At 71.9% G+C, this 17,354-nt stretch carries 4 protein-coding genes; all 4 read left to right on the top strand.

The window, feature by feature from the left end; translation table 11 throughout:
- Positions 1-212 precede the first annotated feature (212 nt).
- The 4 genes from U5798_RS21560 to U5798_RS21545 are packed head-to-tail and all read left to right on the top strand — an operon-like array spanning position 213 to position 17,342.
- Positions 213-9,881, top strand: a complete 9,669-nt coding sequence (locus tag U5798_RS21560) for a non-ribosomal peptide synthetase (protein ID WP_322083135.1) — start codon at positions 213-215, stop codon at positions 9,879-9,881.
- Between the two features lie 9 nt (positions 9,882-9,890).
- A complete protein-coding gene (locus tag U5798_RS21555) occupies positions 9,891-14,900 on the top strand; it encodes a non-ribosomal peptide synthetase (protein ID WP_322083134.1) in 5,010 nt (1,669 codons plus the stop codon).
- Positions 14,890-15,933 carry a GNAT family N-acetyltransferase gene (locus U5798_RS21550; RefSeq protein ID WP_322083133.1) on the top strand — a complete coding sequence of 348 codons (1,044 nt, stop codon included), beginning with the start codon at positions 14,890-14,892 and terminating at the stop codon, positions 15,931-15,933. Before U5798_RS21555 ends, U5798_RS21550 begins: the two co-directional genes overlap by 11 nt.
- 32 nt (positions 15,934-15,965) lie before the next feature.
- Positions 15,966-17,342 carry a lysine N(6)-hydroxylase/L-ornithine N(5)-oxygenase family protein gene (locus tag U5798_RS21545; protein WP_124451648.1) on the top strand — a complete coding sequence of 459 codons (1,377 nt, stop codon included), beginning with the start codon at positions 15,966-15,968 and terminating at the stop codon, positions 17,340-17,342.
- Positions 17,343-17,354 lie beyond the last annotated feature (12 nt).

Genomic DNA, 17,354 nt, shown 5'->3' with positions numbered 1-17,354 from the left:
AGCCGCGGGCGAGGCGGGCCTCGTTGCGGCTTTCCTCCCTGATAGACGAACGGGCCACGCAAATATTTAGCAGCACCGTCAAAAAAAACGGCCGCACGCACTTTGCGCGCAAAACGGTAAAAAATCGGCCGCGTCGTTCGTCACACCAGTGAAGCCGCCCCAAGCGGCCCCGAGACTTGGCCGAAGCGGCCGGACCGAAGGACTTCACGCACATGACGAGTTTCCCGACTGCGCTGCATCACCGAATCCGCGAACTGGCGCGCCTCGCGCCCGACGCACCCGCCATCGCGGCTCCTTTCCAGAATGACCTGCGCCTGTCGCGCGGTGCACTCGACGCACGTGCGTCGCACCTCGCCCGGCAACTGCGCGCGGCCGGCGTCGGCGCGGAAGTGCGGGTCGGCGTGTGTATCGAGCGTTCGTGCGAACTGTTTGTCGCGCTGCTGGCCGTATTGAAGGCGGGCGGCGTGTTCGTGCCGCTCGATCCGCGTCATCCGGCCGCACGCCTCGACTGGATCGTCCGGGATGCACAGCTGCGGCACGGCATCGTCGATGCGGCCGGTCGTGCGGCGCTCGGCACGCCGTTCGAACACGCGTTCGATCCGGCAACCGCAACCGCGGGCGAGCCGGCCCTCGGTGCGGACCATGAAGAAGCCGTGCCGGTCCACCCGCGTTCGGCCGCCTACATGATCTATACGTCGGGCTCGACCGGCACGCCGAAGGCGGTGGTCGTCGAGCACGGGCCGCTTGCCGCGCATTGCGCCGCGCTCGCTGCCGCGCTGCCGATCGAGGCCGGCGACCGTCTGCTGCATTTCGCGTCGGTCAACTTCGATGCCGCGCATGAATGCTGGCTGGCGCCGCTCGCGATCGGCGCGAGCATCGTCGTGGCGCCGCCGCAACCGTTCGCGCCGGAGGCCGCGCATGCGCTGCTCGTGCGCGAGTCGGTCAACGTGGCCGCGTTCCCGCCTGCCTACCTGCGCGAATTCGCGGCCGTTGCCGCGCGCGACGGCGTGCCGCCGGCGCTGCGCGTGCTCGCATTCGGCGGTGAAGCGCTGCCGCAGCAGGCATTCGAATTCGTGCGCGGCACGTTCCCGTCGGTACGCCTGATCAACGGGTACGGGCCGACCGAGGCCGTGATCTCGCCGATGCTGTGGCCGGTCGAGCCGGGCGAGACGCCCGTGCTGGCCGCGGACGACGCGTATGCATCGCTGCCGATCGGCCGCGTGATCGGCCCGCGCGTCGCGCGTGTCGACGGCGCCGCGGACGACGGCGCGGGCGAGTTGCTGCTCGGCGGCGTCTGCGTTGCGCGCGGTTATCACGGCCGTCCGGCCTTGACGGCCGAACGCTTCATTCCCGATGCGGACGGCGAGCCCGGCGCACGCGTCTACCGCACCGGCGACCTCGCACGGCTGCGCGACGACGGCGCATTCGACTATCTCGGCCGCCTCGACGATCAGGTCCAGGTGCGTGGCGTGCGCGTGGAGCCGGCGGAAATCGCCGCGTGCCTGCGCTCGCATCCGGCCGTGGCCGACGCGGCCGTGGTGGCCGAGACCGGCAACGGTCCGACGCGGCTGATCGCGTGCGTCGCGCTGCGCGCGGCGGCCGACGATGCGGCATTGAAGGCGCATGTGGCCACGCAATTGCCGGCTGCGTGGCAACCGCACCGGTTCGTGCGCTGCGACGTGCTGCCGTATACGTTGAACGGCAAGCTCGATCGTGCCGCGTTGCGCGAGCGGATTGCGGCTGCCCGCGACACGACGCAAGGTGCCGGCGATGCGCCGCGCACGCCGACCGAACAGCAGATCGCCGGCTTCTGGCAGACGCTGCTGGGCCTCGATGCCATCCCGTCGCGCGACGACCGGTTCTTCGCGCTGGGCGCCGATTCGCTTGCCGCGATGCAGTTGCAGGCCGCGATCCGTGCGGCCATGCGCGTGAACCTGCGGCTGGACACGTTGTTCGCCGATCCGGCGCTCGCCGAGCTGGCCGAGCAGGTCGATCGTGCGGAGCGCGAGACCGGCGAACCGCTGGCTGCCATCGGCGCGCGCCGTGCGCCGGCCGATGCGGCTGCCTCGCGCGCACCGCATGTCGACCGTGCGGCCTCGCTCGCGCAACAACGCTTCTGGGTGCTCGCGCAAACGCGTGACGCGAGCGCCGCGTATCACATCGCCGCGCACTGGACGATCGACGGCGCGCTCGACCGCGACGCGCTGCAGCGCGCGCTCGATCACGTGATCGGGCGTCACGAAGCGTGGCGCACGACGCTCGTCGACAACGACGACGGCGTCGTGATGCAGCGAATTCATGCGCACTTGCCGGTGTCGATCGCCGACGTCGACTTGCGCGACCAGCAGCCGGCCGCGCGCGATGCCCAAGCCGCGCGTCTCGCCGAACGCGACGCGGCCGAGCCGTTCGACCTCGCGCGCGGCCCGCTGCTGCGCGCGACGCTCGTCGCGCTTGCCGATAACCGCCACCGCCTGCTGCTGACCGCGCATCATGCGATCACCGACGGCTGGAGCTCGCGCTGCGCGTTCGACGAGCTGTCGGCTGCGTATCGCGCGTATGCCGAAGGCCGCGAACCGTCGCTGCCCGACCTGCCGATCCAGTACGCCGACTATGCGGACTGGCAGCGCGCCATGCTGGCCGGCGGCGAGGGCGCACGCCAGCTCGACTACTGGCGCGACGCCCTGCGCGACGTGCCGGGCCCGCTCGCGCTGCCGGTCGACCGCCAGCCGGGCGCCGTGCGCACGCTGCAGGGCGCGCGCGTGTCGGTGCGCCTGCCCGACGCGGTCGCGGCCGACGTGCGGCACCTCGCACGCGACGCGCAGGCCACCGTCTTCACGGTGCTGCTCGCCGCGCTCGATGCGTGGCTGTCGCGCCTGACCGGCGCAACGGACGTCGTCGTCGCGGTGCCGGTTGCGCACCGCCAGCGTCCCGAAACGCGCGCGCTGCTGGGCCTGTTCCTGAATACGGTCGCGCTGCGCGTGCAAGTGGCGCCGACGCTGCCGTTCCGCGCGCTCGTCGATGCGGCGCGCACGGCGGCGCTCGACGCGGTGGCGCACCAGGACGTGCCGTTCGAGCGTGTCGTCGATGCGGTGAAGCCGCCGGTCAGGCGCGGCGACGAATGGCTGCGCGTGAAGTTCGCGCAGCAGTTCGATGCGCGGCACGACAGCGTGCTGCCGGGCGCGACGGCAATCGCGACGCCGGGGCCCGACCTCGCCGCGCGCTTCGACTTCGCAGTCGATTTCACCGACGATGCAACCGGCATCGAACTGGTCGCGGCCTATGCGACGGACTGCATCGACGCGGACACCGCGCGCGCCTGGCTCGACAGCTATGCGGCGCTCGTCGGCGCGGCCGCGCGCGATCCGCAGCACACGACGGCCGCGCTGCCGTGCGACGCATCGGCCGCATCGCGCCAGCCGCGCGACGGTCGCGCATTGTGCATCGAGCACGCCGACATCGTCGCTGCGTTCGCGCGGCAGGCGGCTGCATATCCGCATCGCATCGCGCTGGCCGACGCATCGGCATCGCTGACGTTCGCCGAACTCGACGACGCGTCGAACCGCGTCGCACGCGCACTGATACAGCGCGGCGTGAGCGCCGAAGCGTCCGTGATCGTCTGCATCGAACGGTCGGCGCGTTTCGTCGTCGGCCTGCTGGGCGCGCTGAAGGCCGGCGCGCTCGCCGTGCTGCTCGATCCGGCGCAGCCGGCCGCACGACTCGGCGCCGCGGCAGCCGACTGCGGCGCGCGCTGGGCGCTCGTCGCGGACATCGCCGCGTGGCCGGCCGGCATCGCCACGCAGCCGCTCGACGTCGACACGCTCGCGCAGGATGCGACGCTCGCCCATGCGGCCGGCGTGCGCGTCGCGCCGCATCCGGAACAGGGCGCGTACCTGATCTATACGTCGGGCTCGACCGGCACGCCGAAGGGCGTCGTCGTCTCGCACGGCGCACTGGCCGACTACGTGCAGGGGATGCTCGACGAACTCGCGTTCGCACCGGACGCATCGTTTGCGATGGTGTCGACCGTCGCGGCCGACCTCGGCCATACGTCGCTGTTCGGCGCGCTGTGCGCGGGCCGCACATTGCACCTGCTGCCGGCTGCCTGCGCGTTCGATCCGGACCTGTTCGCCGACGAAATGCGTCGCCGCGAAGTCGGTGTGCTGAAGATCGTGCCGAGCCACCTGCAAGCGCTGCTCGACGCGCGCGTGCCGGCCGACGTGCTGCCGCGCCACGCGCTCGTGACGGGCGGCGAAACGCTCACGTGGGCGCTCGTCGCGCGCCTGGCCGCGCTCGCGCCGGCCTGCCGCGTGATCAACCATTACGGGCCGACCGAAGCGACGGTCGGCGCGATCGCCTGCGACACGGCGTCGGTTGCCGCCGAGGCACGCGATCCCGCGAGCGGCGTGCCGCTCGGCCTGCCGCTGCCGAATGCACGTGCGCTCGTGCTCGACGCGTTCGGCGCGTGCGTGCCGGCCGGTGCGACGGGCGAGCTGTATCTCGGCGGGCCGGGTGTCGCGCGCGGCTATCTCGGCCGCCCGGCACAAACCGCCGAGCGCTTCGTACCCGATCCGTTCACGCCCGGTGCACGGCTGTATCGCACGGGCGACCGCGTGCGGTTGCGCACGGACGGCCGGCTCGCGTTCCTCGGCCGTATCGACGACCAGGTGAAGATCCGCGGCTACCGCGTCGAACCGGGCGAAGTGAGCGCGGCCGTGCGCGCGGCCGGGCCGGTCGCACAGGCCGAAACGCTCGCGATCGAACACGACGGCCGCTTACGGCTCGCGACGTTCGTCGTGATGCGCGACGGCGCGGCATTCGACGAAGCCTCCGTGCGTGCAGCGCTCGCGGCGACGCTGCCCGACTACATGGTGCCTGCGCAGTTCGTCGCGCTGGCTCGGCTGCCGGTGACGGCGAACGGCAAGATCGATCGCGCGGCATTGCGCGAACTGGCTGCCGCACCCGTTGCGGTCGCGTCCGGTGACGCACCGCGGGGCGCGGTCGAAACCGTGCTCGCCGAAGTCTGGCAGGCCGTGCTGAAGGCACCGAACGTCGGCCGCGACGACAACTTCTTCGAACTCGGCGGCGATTCGATCCTCGTGCTGCAGGTGATCGCCCGTGCGCGCAAGCGCGGCGTGCGCTTCACGCCGAAGCAGGTGTTCGACGGCCCGACCGTCGCCGAACTCGCGCGCATCGCGAAGACTGACGACGCGGCCGCTGCCGTACCGCCCGCGAGCGCGGTCACGACGTCAGCTGCGACGCCGGCTGCCGCGCCGGTCCTGACGCCCGCGCAGCAACGCTTCTTCGCGCTCGATATCCCGCACCCGGGCCACTGGAACCAGTCGGTCGCGTTCGACGTGCGCGGGGCGTTCGATGTCGACGCGTTCGCACGCGCATTCGACGCGTTGCTGTCGCATCACGACGCATTCCGCCGGCGCTTCGCGCGTGGTGCGGACGGCACGTGGCAAGCGAGCGACGCCGCGAAGCCGTACGACGCATTGCCGTTCGTCGAAGTCGCCGCCCGCGACGACGCAGACGCGCTCGCGCGCTTCGACGCGTTGCAGCGCCGTCTCGATCTCGGCCGCGGGCCGCTCGCCTGCGCGTGCGCGGCGCGGCTGCCGGACGGTTCGACGCAGCTTTATCTGGCGATTCACCATGCGATCGTCGACGGCGTGTCGTGGCGCATCCTGCTCGACGATCTCGACACGGCCTATCGCGCCGCATACGATCGCACGCCGGTCCGCCTGTCGCAGCCGGGCCTGCGCGCCGACGCCTGGGCCGCACGGCTCGCGCGTGCCGCGACGGAACCGGCGTCGCCGTTCGCGGACGAAGTCGCGTACTGGGTCGGCATGGCACAGGGCGGCGATGTCGTACCCGATCATCCCGACGCTGCGGCGACGAATGCCGATGCGGCCGTCGTCGTGCAGACGATCGATGCGGCATTGACCCGCGCCGCGCTGACCGACGCGCATGCGGCCTATCGCACGCAGGCGATCGAAGTGCTGGGTGCGGCGCTCGCGCTGGCACTCGCCGGCGCACGCGATGCCGCGTCGTGCCGCGTCGAACTGGAAGGACACGGCCGCGAAGCGCTGTTCGACGACGCGGACGCGAGCCGAACGATCGGCTGGCTGACGAGCCATTACCCGGTGACGCTGCCGGTCGCGGCGACCGCGCGCGACACGCTGTGCGCGGTCAAGGACACGCTGCGCGCCGTGCCGCACAAGGGGCTCGGCTTCGGCGTGCTCGCCCATTACGGCGATGCGGCGACGCGTGCGGCGCTGGCCGCCGTGCCGCGCCCGCGCGTCACGTTCAACTATCTCGGCCAGTTCGACGCGCCGCGCGATGCGACGCTCGTGCCGCGCTTCGGCGGCACCGGCGTCGAGCGCGATCCGCAAGGCCCGCTCGGCAATACGCTCGCGATCCACGCGTACCTCGACACGGATCGCGACGGTGCACGCACGCTGAAGGTGCACTGGGTCTACGGTGCGCCGCAGTTCGAACGCGCGACGATCGATGCGTTCGCCGAACGCTTCGCGTCCGCGCTGCGCGAGCTCGTCGACGCATGCGCGTCGCGCGTCGCGCATCGCGGTGCCGGCGCGACGCCGGGCGATTTCCCGCTCGCGCGGGCCGCGGGCCTCACGCAAGCCGCGATCGAACGCACGCCGCTCGACTGGCGCGCGATCGACGACGTGTATCCGCTGTCGCCGATGCAGCAGGGCATCCTGTTCCATGCGCTGTTCGCGCCGGGCCACGCGAGCTACGTGAACCAGCTCGTCGCGACCGCGACCGCGCTGGACGCAGACCGGCTCGCCGCCGCGTTCGACGCGTCCGTTGCTCGTCACGACATCCTGCGCACGAGCGTGATGCCGGACGAGGCTGCGCCGCTGCAGTGCGTGCATCGTCACGCCCGGATGCCGGTCGAGCAGCTCGACTGGCGCGAGCGCGGCGACGCGCTCGACGCCGATTTCGACGCTTGGCTCGCGGCCGACCGCGCGCGTGGTTTCGACTGGCGCGAGCCGCCGCTGATGCGGCTCACGCTGATCCGTGTGTCGAACGACGCATGGCGCGTCGTGTGGACGCGTCATCACGTGCTGCTCGACGGCTGGAGCACCGCGCGCCTGCTCGCCGACGTGCTGCGCGACTATCGCGACCCGGATGCCGTGTCGCCGTTCGCGAGCCGTCCGTCACTGCGTTACCGGGACTTCATCGCATGGCTCGGCACGCGCGACCGCGAGGCCGACGAGCGCTTCTGGACCGAGCGTCTCGCCCGCCTGGACGCGCCGACGCTGATTGCCGAACGCACGGCCGATCGCGCCGATGCCGAGATGGCCACGTGGCGCGCGACGCTCGATGCGGACGCGACGACGCGCGTTGCGCAGACGGCGCGTGCATTGAAGCTGACCGTCAACACGCTGGTGCAGGGCGCATGGGCGCTCGCGCTGCAGCGGATGACGCACCAGCCGGCCGTCGCATTCGGCGCGACCGTCGCGGGCCGTCTCGACGCGCTCGCGGACGTCGACGCGGTGCTCGGCCTGTTCATCAACACGTTGCCGGTGATTACCGCACCGGCTCCGCAGCAACCCGCGGCCGACTGGCTGCAAGCGCTGCAGCGCGAGAACGCGGCCGCCGCCGAGCATGCGCACACGCCGCTCGCCGACATCCAGCGCTGGGCGCGCGGAGCGGGCGGCGCACTGTTCGACACGCTGGTCGTGTTCGAGAACTACCCGGTCGACGACACGGCGCGCGACGCCGATCCGCGCGCGTTGGCATTGAGCGGTGTACGCAGCATCGAAGCGACCGACTTCGCGCTGACGCTGGTCATCGAAAGCGGCGCCGAACTGACGATCGACTACGGTTACGACACCGCACGCGTCGATGCACGGCAGGTCGAGACCTGGCACCGTGCGTTCGCCTGCGCGCTCGATGCGCTGGCGCGCACGCCGGACGCGCTGCTCGGCACGCTGTCGATCGCCGACGATGTCGCCCGCGACGCGCTGGCGCTCGCCCACGATACGGCGCGCGCATGGCCGGCGCCGCAACGGCGGCCGCTGCACCTGCAATTCGCCGACGCGGCGCAGGCGACGCCCGACGCGGTCGCGCTCGAATATGCCGACGCTCACGGCGGCGTGCATCGCGCGACCTATCGCGAACTCGACGTGGCGACGTCGCGCATCGCGGCCGCGCTGCGCCGGCGCGGCGTGCAGCCCGACACGCCGGTCGCGCTGTGCGCCGAGCGTTCGTTCGACATGGTGATGGCGCTCGTCGGCGTGCTGAAGGCCGGCGCCGCGTACCTGCCGGTCGCCCCCGACTATCCGGCCGAGCGCATTGCGTACCTGCTGCGCGACGCGCGGCCGGCCGTCGCGATCACGCAGGCCCATCTGCGCGAGCAGGTCGAGGCCGCGCTGGGCGAGGGCGCCGACACGCAGTTGCTGACGGTGGCGGACCTGCTTGCCGACGATGCGGGCGACACGCCCGCGAGCGAGGCCGCCGCGATCGACGACGCGCAGCTCGCGTACCTGATCTACACGTCCGGCTCGACCGGCAAGCCGAAAGGTGCCGGCAATACGCACGGCGCGCTGGCGAACCGGATCGCGTGGATGCAGCACGCGTACCGGCTGACGCGCGACGACGTCGTGCTGCACAAGACGCCGTTCGGCTTCGACGTGTCGGTCTGGGAATTCGTGTGGCCGCTGGCGATCGGCGCGAAGCTCGCGATCGCCGCGCCCGGCGACCATCGCGACCCGGCGCGTCTCGCGGCCGCGATCCACGCGCACGGCGTGACGGTGCTGCATTTCGTGCCGTCGATGCTGGCCGCGTTCGCCGCACATCTCGACGACTTCTCGGCCGCCGCGCAATGCGACAGCGTGCGCCTGATCGTCGCGAGCGGCGAGGCGCTCGCACCCGAACTCGTCGCGAAGATGGCGCGCCTCTTGCCGAACGCGACGCTCGTGAACCTGTACGGGCCGACCGAAGCCGCGATCGACGTGTCGCACTGGACTTGCGGCCCCGCCGACGCGCACGCGGTCGCGGTGCCGATCGGTCATCCGATCGCGAACCTGCAACTGCACGTGCTCGATGCCGCGTGGCAGCCGGTGCCGGCCGGCGCGACCGGTGAACTGTATCTCGCGGGCGCGGGCCTCGCGCGCGGCTACCTCGGCCGTCCGGCGCTGACCGCCGAGCGCTTCGTGCCCGATCCGTTCGTGCCTGGCGCGCGCATGTACCGCACCGGCGACCTCGCGCGCCGGCGTGCCGACGGCGCGCTCGACTACCTCGGCCGCGTCGACACGCAGGTGAAGCTGCGCGGCCAGCGGATCGAGCCGGGCGAGATCGAAGCGCTGCTGCGCGCGGCGCCCGGCGTGAACGATGCGGTCGTGATCGTGCGCGACGAGCAACTGATCGGCTATGTCGCCCGTGGCGACGCAGGCCCGCTCGACCGCGCGGCGCTGCTCGACGCACTGCGCGCGCAACTGCCGGCCTACATGGTGCCGTCCCAGCTGATCGAGCTCGACGCGTTGCCCGTCACGCCGAACGGCAAATGCGACCGCCATGCGCTGCCGGCCCCGGTGCGCGAAACGGCCGAAACCGTCGAACTCGCGACCGATACCGAGCGCGCGCTCGCGGAGATCTGGCAGCGCGTGCTGCACGTGGACGCGATCGGCCGCGACGGCGATTTCTTCCTGCTCGGCGGTCACTCGCTGCTCGCGACGCAGGCCCATGCGCAAGCCAACCTGCACTGGGGGCTCGCGCTGCCGCTGCGCACGCTGTTCGACACGCGCACGCTGGCGCGCTGCGCGGAAGCGATCGACGCGGCGTGCGCGGCGCGCGGCGCGACCGATGCGGCGAGCGCGATCGACGCGCTGCTCGGCGAACTGGAAACCCAATAAGGACGACGGATGACGAAGGTTCAACCCGACTGGCTCGCGCTCGCGACGCGTTTCGCGCAACTGCCCGACGCGCAGCGCGCGGTCTTCATCGACAAGCTCGGCGCGGCCGGCATCGACTTCCGCGTGCTGCCGATCCCGCCGCGCACGCCGCGCAGCGATCGCGTGCCGGCGTCGTTCGCGCAGACGCGGCTGTGGCTGCACGCGCGGCTGATCGATGCGCCCGATGCGTATCACATCACCGAGCGCCTGGCGTTGACGGGCCCGCTCGACGTGCATGCGCTGCGGCTCGCCTGCGATGCGCTGATCGCCCGTCATGAAGCGTTGCGCACGACCTTCGACGAAGCGCAGGACGGCGTCGCGCAGACGATCCACGCGCCGCTGCGCTGCCCGTGGCGCGAAACCGATCTCGAGGCGCTGCCGGACGCACAGCGCGTGGCGCGCGCGGAAACGGTCGCGACGGCCGACGAAGCCGAGCCGTTCGATCTCGGCACGGCACCGCTCGTGCGTGCGCACCTGGTGCGCTTCGACGCGACGCATCACTGGCTCGCGCTGACCGTGCATCACATCGTGTCGGACGGCTGGTCGTCGGGCGTGATGCTCGAAGAACTTGCGGCGTTCTATCGTGCGTATGCGTCCGACCGGCCGGTGCCGCTCGCGCCGCTGCCGATCCAGTACGCCGACTACGCGCTGTGGCAGCGCCGCTGGCTCGATGCCGGCGAACGTGATCGTCAGCTCGCGTTCTGGCGCGAACGGCTCGATCCGCAACGCGGCGTGCTGACGCTGCCGGGCGCGATGGCAAGGCCGGCACGCCGCAGTGCGCGCGGCGCGCGCCATGTGTTTTCGCTCGACGCGCGCGTCGGCGCGCAACTGCGTGCCTTTGCCGCTGCGTCGGGCGCGACGCCGTTCGCCGTGCTGCTCGCCGCGCTCGATGCGCTGCTGGCGCGTGCGACCGGCGACGCGCGGATCTGCGTCGGCGTGCCGGCCGCAAACCGCGAGCGCGCGGAAGTCGCCGGGCTGATCGGCTTCTTCGTCAACACGCTCGCGATCGACGTCGACGTGCCCGCGCACGGCGATTTCTCGTCGCTGGTCGCGCGCACGCAGCGCGCGCTCGTCGACGCGCAGATGCACCAGGACGTGCCGTTCGAGCAGGTGGTCGACGCGCTCGGCGTGCCGCGCAGCGCGAGTCACCATCCGCTGTTCCAGGTGATGGCCGCGTATGGCGAACGCCGTGCGCTGCCGGCGCTCGGCGCGGCTTCGGCCGCGTTGCTGCCTTCGGGTACGCCGTCCGCGAAATTCGACCTGACGCTGTCCGTCGAGGCGACGCCGGACGGTACGTTCGATGCGGCGTTCATCTATGCACTCGATTTGTTCGATGCCGACGCGATCGCGCGACTGGCCGCACGCTTCGTCACGCTGCTGACCGATGCGCTTGCACGCCCCGACATACCGGTCGGCGATCTCGACTGGCTGCCCGCCGCCGAACGCGCGCAGCTTTTTGCGTGGAATGCGCCGGCAGGCGCGACCGAAGGCGAACCGTTCGTCCCCGTGCATGTGCGCATCGCCGCGCACGCCCACGCGCGGCCTGACGCTCGCGGTGTGGCCGATATCGACCGCGCGCTGACACGCGGCGAAGTCGACGCCCGTGCGGCGCGCCTGGCGCGTCACCTGGTCGAGGCCGGCGTACGGCCCGAGATGCGCGTTGGCGTCGCGCTGCAACGCTCGGTCGACCTGCTCGTCGCGCTGATCGCCGTACTGAAGTCGGGCGCCGCGTTCGTGCCGCTCGATCCCGCGCATCCGCGCGAACGGCTCGCGCAGATCGTCGGCGACGCGAACATCGCGCACGTGCTGACCGACGGCGCGAGCGCCGCGTCGCTGCCCGCATTGCCGGCGCTGCGCGACTGGCGTGCCGATGCGATCGATACGCTCGACGAAGCTGCACACGTCGCGCTGCCGGACGTGCTGCCGGGGCACGCGGCCTACGCGATCTACACGTCGGGTTCGACCGGCAAGCCGAAGGGCGTGATCGTCGACCATGCGTCGTTCGCGCTGCATTGCGCGGCGATCGCCGCGCGCTACGGCGCGGGCGAGAACGACGTGTTCCTGCTGTTCCAGTCGGTCAACTTCGACGGCGCGCACGAAGGCTGGTTTTCGCAATACATGTCGGGTGCCGCCGTGTCCGTGACGGCCGACGTGCTGTGGCCGCCCGCGCAGACCTGCGCGATGATGGTCCGCGACGGCGTGACGATGACCTACGTGCCGCCCGGTTGCGCCGCGCAGCTCGCCGAATGGGCGCTCGCGCACGGTGCGCCGCCGACGCTGCGTTCGCTGACCGTCGGCGGCGAGGCGACCTCGCGCGAGGCGTTCGCGCTGCTGCGCCGCGCGTTGCCGAACGTGCGCGTGGTCAACGGCTACGGCCCGACCGAGACGGTCATCACGCCGACGCTGTGGATGTTCCGGCCCGGCGACGATCTCGCGAAGCTCGGCGACGCCGCGTATCTGCCGATCGGCACGCTGGTCGGCGCGCGTACGGCCCACGTGCTCGACGAGCGGCTGCATCCGCTGCCGGTCGGCGTGATCGGCGAACTGTACCTGGGCGGCGAGGGGATCGGCGTCGCACGCGGCTATCTCGACCGTCCTGCACTGACGGCCGAGCGCTTCGTGCCCGACCCGTACGGTGCGCCTGGCGCGCGGCTGTACCGCACCGGCGACCTCGTGCGCCGCCGCGCGGACGGCGTATTCGACTTCATCGGCCGCGTCGATCACCAGGTGAAGCTGCGCGGGCTGCGCATCGAGCTTGGCGAGATCGAAGCGCAACTCGCCGCACACGACTCGGTGCGCGAAGCCTGCGCGGTCGTGCACGTGCAGGGCGTGCTCGCGCAACTGGTCGCGTATGTCGAGCTGACTGCCGATGCGCAGGCGGCTGCACAGCCGGTCGAAGCCGCGACGCTCGATGCACACCTGCGCCGCACGCTGCCCGACTACATGGTGCCCGCGCAACTGATCGTGCTCGACGCGCTGCCGCGCAACGCGAACAGCAAGGTCGACCGCGCGCGGCTGCCGGCGCCGGTGCGCGTCGAACGCGCATACGAGGCGCCGCACGATGGCGACGAAGCCGCGCTCGCGGCGATCTGGTGCGACGTGCTGAATCTCGAGCGTGTCGGCCGTGGCGATCATTTCTTCGATCTCGGCGGCCATTCGCTCGCCGCCGTTCGCGTCGCGACGCGCGTGGCCGAGCGGCTCGGCCGCGACGTCCCGGTGCGTGCGCTGTTCGAGACGCCCGTGCTGGCGCAGTACGCGCTGCAGGTGGCCGATGCGCCGCGCGCCGTGCATGCCGGCGCCGCAGCGCCGGGCGTCGCGGTGGCCAGGCCCGATGCGCACGGCGTGTGGCCGCTGTCGCCCGCGCAGCTCGGCCTGTGGTTTCTGTGGCGCGCACAGCCGGACAGCGCCGCGTACAACATTCCGGTTGCGCTGCGCGTGCGCGGCCCGCTCGACGTCGATGCGCTGCGCGCCGCGTTCTCGGATACGGCCGCCGTGCATCCGGCGCTGCGCACGCGACTCGTTGCGCGCGACGGCGCGCTGCCGGGCCAGCGAATCGATGCGGACGTTTCTGTCGAACTGCCGGTGATCGACTTGTCGACGCAAGCCGATGCGCTTGCCCGCGCGGCCGCGCTGACCGACGAGGATGCACTCGCGCCGTTCGACCTCGCGGCGGACGCGCCGCTGTGGCGCGCCCGCGTGCTGCGGCTCGGTACGGACGACCACGTGCTGTCGGTGACGATCCATCACATCGTGTCGGATGGCGAATCGATCGAGCTGTGGCTCGATGCGGTGCGCGCACGCTATGTCGCCCGTGTGCAGGGCAGCGCCATGCCGGCCGACGAGGCCGTCCAACCGGCCGCCCAACTGGCCGTCCAACCGGCGGTACCGCTCGTGCTGCCGGCACCGTGCCATCCTGCCCGCGTCGCGTATTGGCAGGATGCGCTGGCCGATCTGCCGTCGCGCGTGCTGCCGCAGCGCATGGACGCGCCGGCCGACCCGCAATGGCGCGCCGCCCGCATCGCGTTCGAATTCGATGCGCACCTGATCCGCGCTGCACGCGGCGCCGCATCGGCCGCGCACGCGACGCTGCCGATGCTGCTGCACGCGGCGCTCAATACCGCGCTGTTCCGCACGACGGGGGCGGCCGACCAGCCGGTCGGCGTGCTGGCGTCGACGCGTGAGCTCACCGGCGACGCGGCGCGCGAAGCGCTCGGCCTGTTCATCAACTCGGTCGTCGTGCGCACGCGGATCGACCCGGCTGCCCGCCGCGCAGAAGTGCTGGCGCAAGTGCGCGACACGGCGCTTGCTGCGTACGCGCATGCCGACGTGCCGTTTGCCGACGTCGTCGCCGCGCTGCGCGTACCGCGTGCCGCGCAGGCCAATCCGCTGTTCCAGGTGATGTTCAACTACCTGCGTCCTACCGGCGCCGCCGCGCGCGACTGGGCCGGCCTGTCGCTCGCCGGATTCGCCGACGTGCGCCATCGCGTCGTGTTCACGCTGGAGCTGGACGTCGTCGAGCACCCGGACGGCCGCGTGAGCGCCGCGTTCTCGTATGCGGACGAACTGCTCGACCGACGTTTCGTCGAGGCGCTCGTCGACGTCTATCACGACGAAGTCGCCCGCTTCGCCGGCGCGCCGGAAGCGGCGCTCGGTGTGCCGGACGCACGCGTGGCCGCGCACGCCGCGTTCAGCACCCAGGCAGGCGCGCAGGCACGGGGCCACGCACCGTCGTCGCACGCGGCGGTCGTACTCGCGGCCTTGTGGTCGGACACGTTCGCGACGGCCGCGCCCGAGGCCGATGCGGACCTGTTCGAGGCCGGCGCGACGTCGTTCGACGTCGTGCGCTTCGTCGACGCGGCCAGCCGTGCCGGTCATGCGCTGACGGTCGCCGACGTGTTCGCGGCGCCGACGCTCGCGGCCCTCGGCGCACGGCTCGCTGCACGAGCGGAAACAGGACAGGAGGCGCGCCATGCTGGCTGAAGTCCGTCCGGACGGATTCACGATGCTCGATACGTACCGCCTCGCGTTCGCGGACGGCCTGTTCGCGATGCGCGACGGCACGGAGATCCGCGTCGCGCAGGGCGACGGCATCGGCGCGCAGCTGCTGCGTGCGCAGCTCGGCGACGACGGCGCACTGCGCCTCGTCGCCTACAACCATCGCGCGGCGCCGGCCGACCAGCGCCGTGCGCTGCTGGCGGCGCTGGCCGCGGCATTCTCGGACAGTGCACGCCACGCGGCGATCCGGCTCGATCCGGCCGCGTGGCCGGCGGTCGCGCTCGATGCGTTGCGCGCGAGCGGCGTGCTCGCCGACGCCGGCCGCTGCGTGCGCGACGGCTGGGCGCAACAGGCCGACCTGTGGCTCGTCGGCCCGCACCTGCCGTGCGCGACGCTGCCGATGCTCACCGATGGCCGGCGTCATCCGCGCCGCCCGCCCGCGCCGCGCGGCGACGTCTACGCGCGCGACCTGCCGGCGCTCGGCGTGCGCTTCACGTTGCGCGGCTGGCAGCCGGCGGAGGACGCCGAACGGCTCGCGCGCTGGTTCGACGAACCGCGCGTGCACGACGGCTGGCCGGGCGCATGCCCCGTGCAATGCGGCACCGAAGGCGCGCCAGGTATCGCCCCCGACGCCGATCCGCACGTGACGCCGCTCGTCGGCTGCTTCGACGGCGAACCGTTCGCGTACTTCGAGGCCGTCTGGCTGAAGGAAGACGCGCTTGCGCCGCACGTCGCGGCACGCGACTACGACCGCGGGCTGCGGATGCTGGTCGGCGAGTCGCGCTGGCGCGGCCCGCAGTGCGTGGCCGGCTGGCTGCCGTCCGTCGTGCATTACCTGTTTCTCGACGACCTGCGTACCGAAGCGGTCGGCTGTGCCGTTCCGGCTGGCCACGCGCGGGTTGCCGACCATCTCGCGCGGCATGGCTTCGCGCGGCAGCGCCGCCTGGCGCTGGCCGACGCGCAGCCGCTGTGGATGCGCACGCTGCGCGAGACGTTCTTCTCCGGCCGTCACGTCTGACGGGCCGGATTCACCGACAAGGGAACTGAGACATGCAGAGAGAAACCGTATTCGACCTGATCGGCGTCGGCTTCGGGCCGTCGAATCTGGCGCTGGCCGTGCGCCTCGCGGAGCGCAGCGGCGCGCGCACGTTCGCCCATTGCTTCGTCGAGCGCCAGCCGGAATTCGGCTGGCATCGCGGGATGCTGCTCGACGACTGCCGGATGCAGATCTCGTTTCTGAAGGATCTCGTCACGATGCGCGATCCGAAAAGCCGCTACACGTTCATCAACTACCTGTTCGAACGCGGCCGCCTGAACGAATTCGTCAACCTGAAGAACTTCTACCCGACCCGCGTCGAATTCCATGACTACCTGAGCTGGGTGGCCGACGCGTTCGACGACCGCGTTCACTACGGCGAGACCGTGCTGGCGATCGAGCCGGTACGCGGCGACGGCGCGACGATCGACGCGCTGCGCGTGCTGTCGCGCGACGCGGCCGGCCACGAGCGCCAGCGTGTCACGCGCGCACTGTCGGTCGGCGTCGGCGGCACGCCCGCGATTCCCGACGCGTTCGCCGCGCTCGGCCGCGACCGCGTGATCCATTCGTCGTCGTACCTGACCGACATCGACCGGCTCGTCGCGTCGCCCGACGGCGAGCGCCGCCGCGTCGCGGTGATCGGCGCGGGGCAGAGCGCGGCCGAGGTGTTCATCGATCTCGCGCGCCGCTTCCCGCACGTCGATGCGAGCCTCGTGATGCGCGCAGGCGCATTGAAGCCGGCCGACGACAGCCCGTTCGTCAACGAAATCTTCAGTCCCGAGTTCACCGATGTCGTCTATGCGCAACCGCACGACGCGCGCCGCGCGCTGCTCGAGCGCTATCGCGACACGAACTACGCGGTGGTCGACCGGCCGCTGATCGAGCAGATCTACGAAATGCTGTATCTGCAGCGCATCGACGGCACGCCGCGCCACGCGCTGCTCGCGAACAGCGCGATCGAGGCCGCGGTGCGCACGGCCGACGGCCGCGTCGAGCTGACGCTGCGCGACCGGATGAGCGGCGCCACGCGCGTCGAGCGCTTCGATGCGCTCGTGCTCGCGACCGGCTACCGCCGCGACACGCATTCGGCGCTGCTCGAAGGGCTCGCGCCGCACCTGGGCGATGCGCTCACGCGCGGCGACGTCACGCGCGACTACCTGCTCGCGACGCCCGAGCACTTCACGCCGCGCATCTACCTGCAAGGCTGCTGCGAAGACAGCCACGGCTTGTCCGACACGCTGCTGTCGGTACTGGCGCGCCGCGCGGACGAAATCTGCGCGTCGCTCGAAGACGGGATCGCGTCCGCCCATGACGAAGGCGCGACCCGGGCACTGCATGAAAAACGACGGGAAAACGGGGTGAGCGCGGGCCGGATGGCTTTCGCTCTTTGACAAAGGCGCGGT

This window comes from Burkholderia sp. BCC1972 (genome assembly GCF_905339605.1).
GTDB lineage: Bacteria > Pseudomonadota > Gammaproteobacteria > Burkholderiales > Burkholderiaceae > Burkholderia.
This window is presented reverse-complemented; position numbering and strand designations above follow the sequence as displayed.

Bases quoted from the DNA above. Each gene is read 5' to 3' on its own strand.
- U5798_RS21560 (WP_322083135.1), top strand. From the start codon at position 213: ATGACGAGTTTCCCGACTGCGCTGCATCACCGAATCCGCGAACTGGCG.
- U5798_RS21555 (WP_322083134.1), top strand. From the start codon at position 9,891: ATGACGAAGGTTCAACCCGACTGGCTCGCGCTCGCGACGCGTTTCGCG.
- U5798_RS21550 (WP_322083133.1), top strand. From the start codon at position 14,890: ATGCTGGCTGAAGTCCGTCCGGACGGATTCACGATGCTCGATACGTAC.
- U5798_RS21545 (WP_124451648.1), top strand. From the start codon at position 15,966: ATGCAGAGAGAAACCGTATTCGACCTGATCGGCGTCGGCTTCGGGCCG.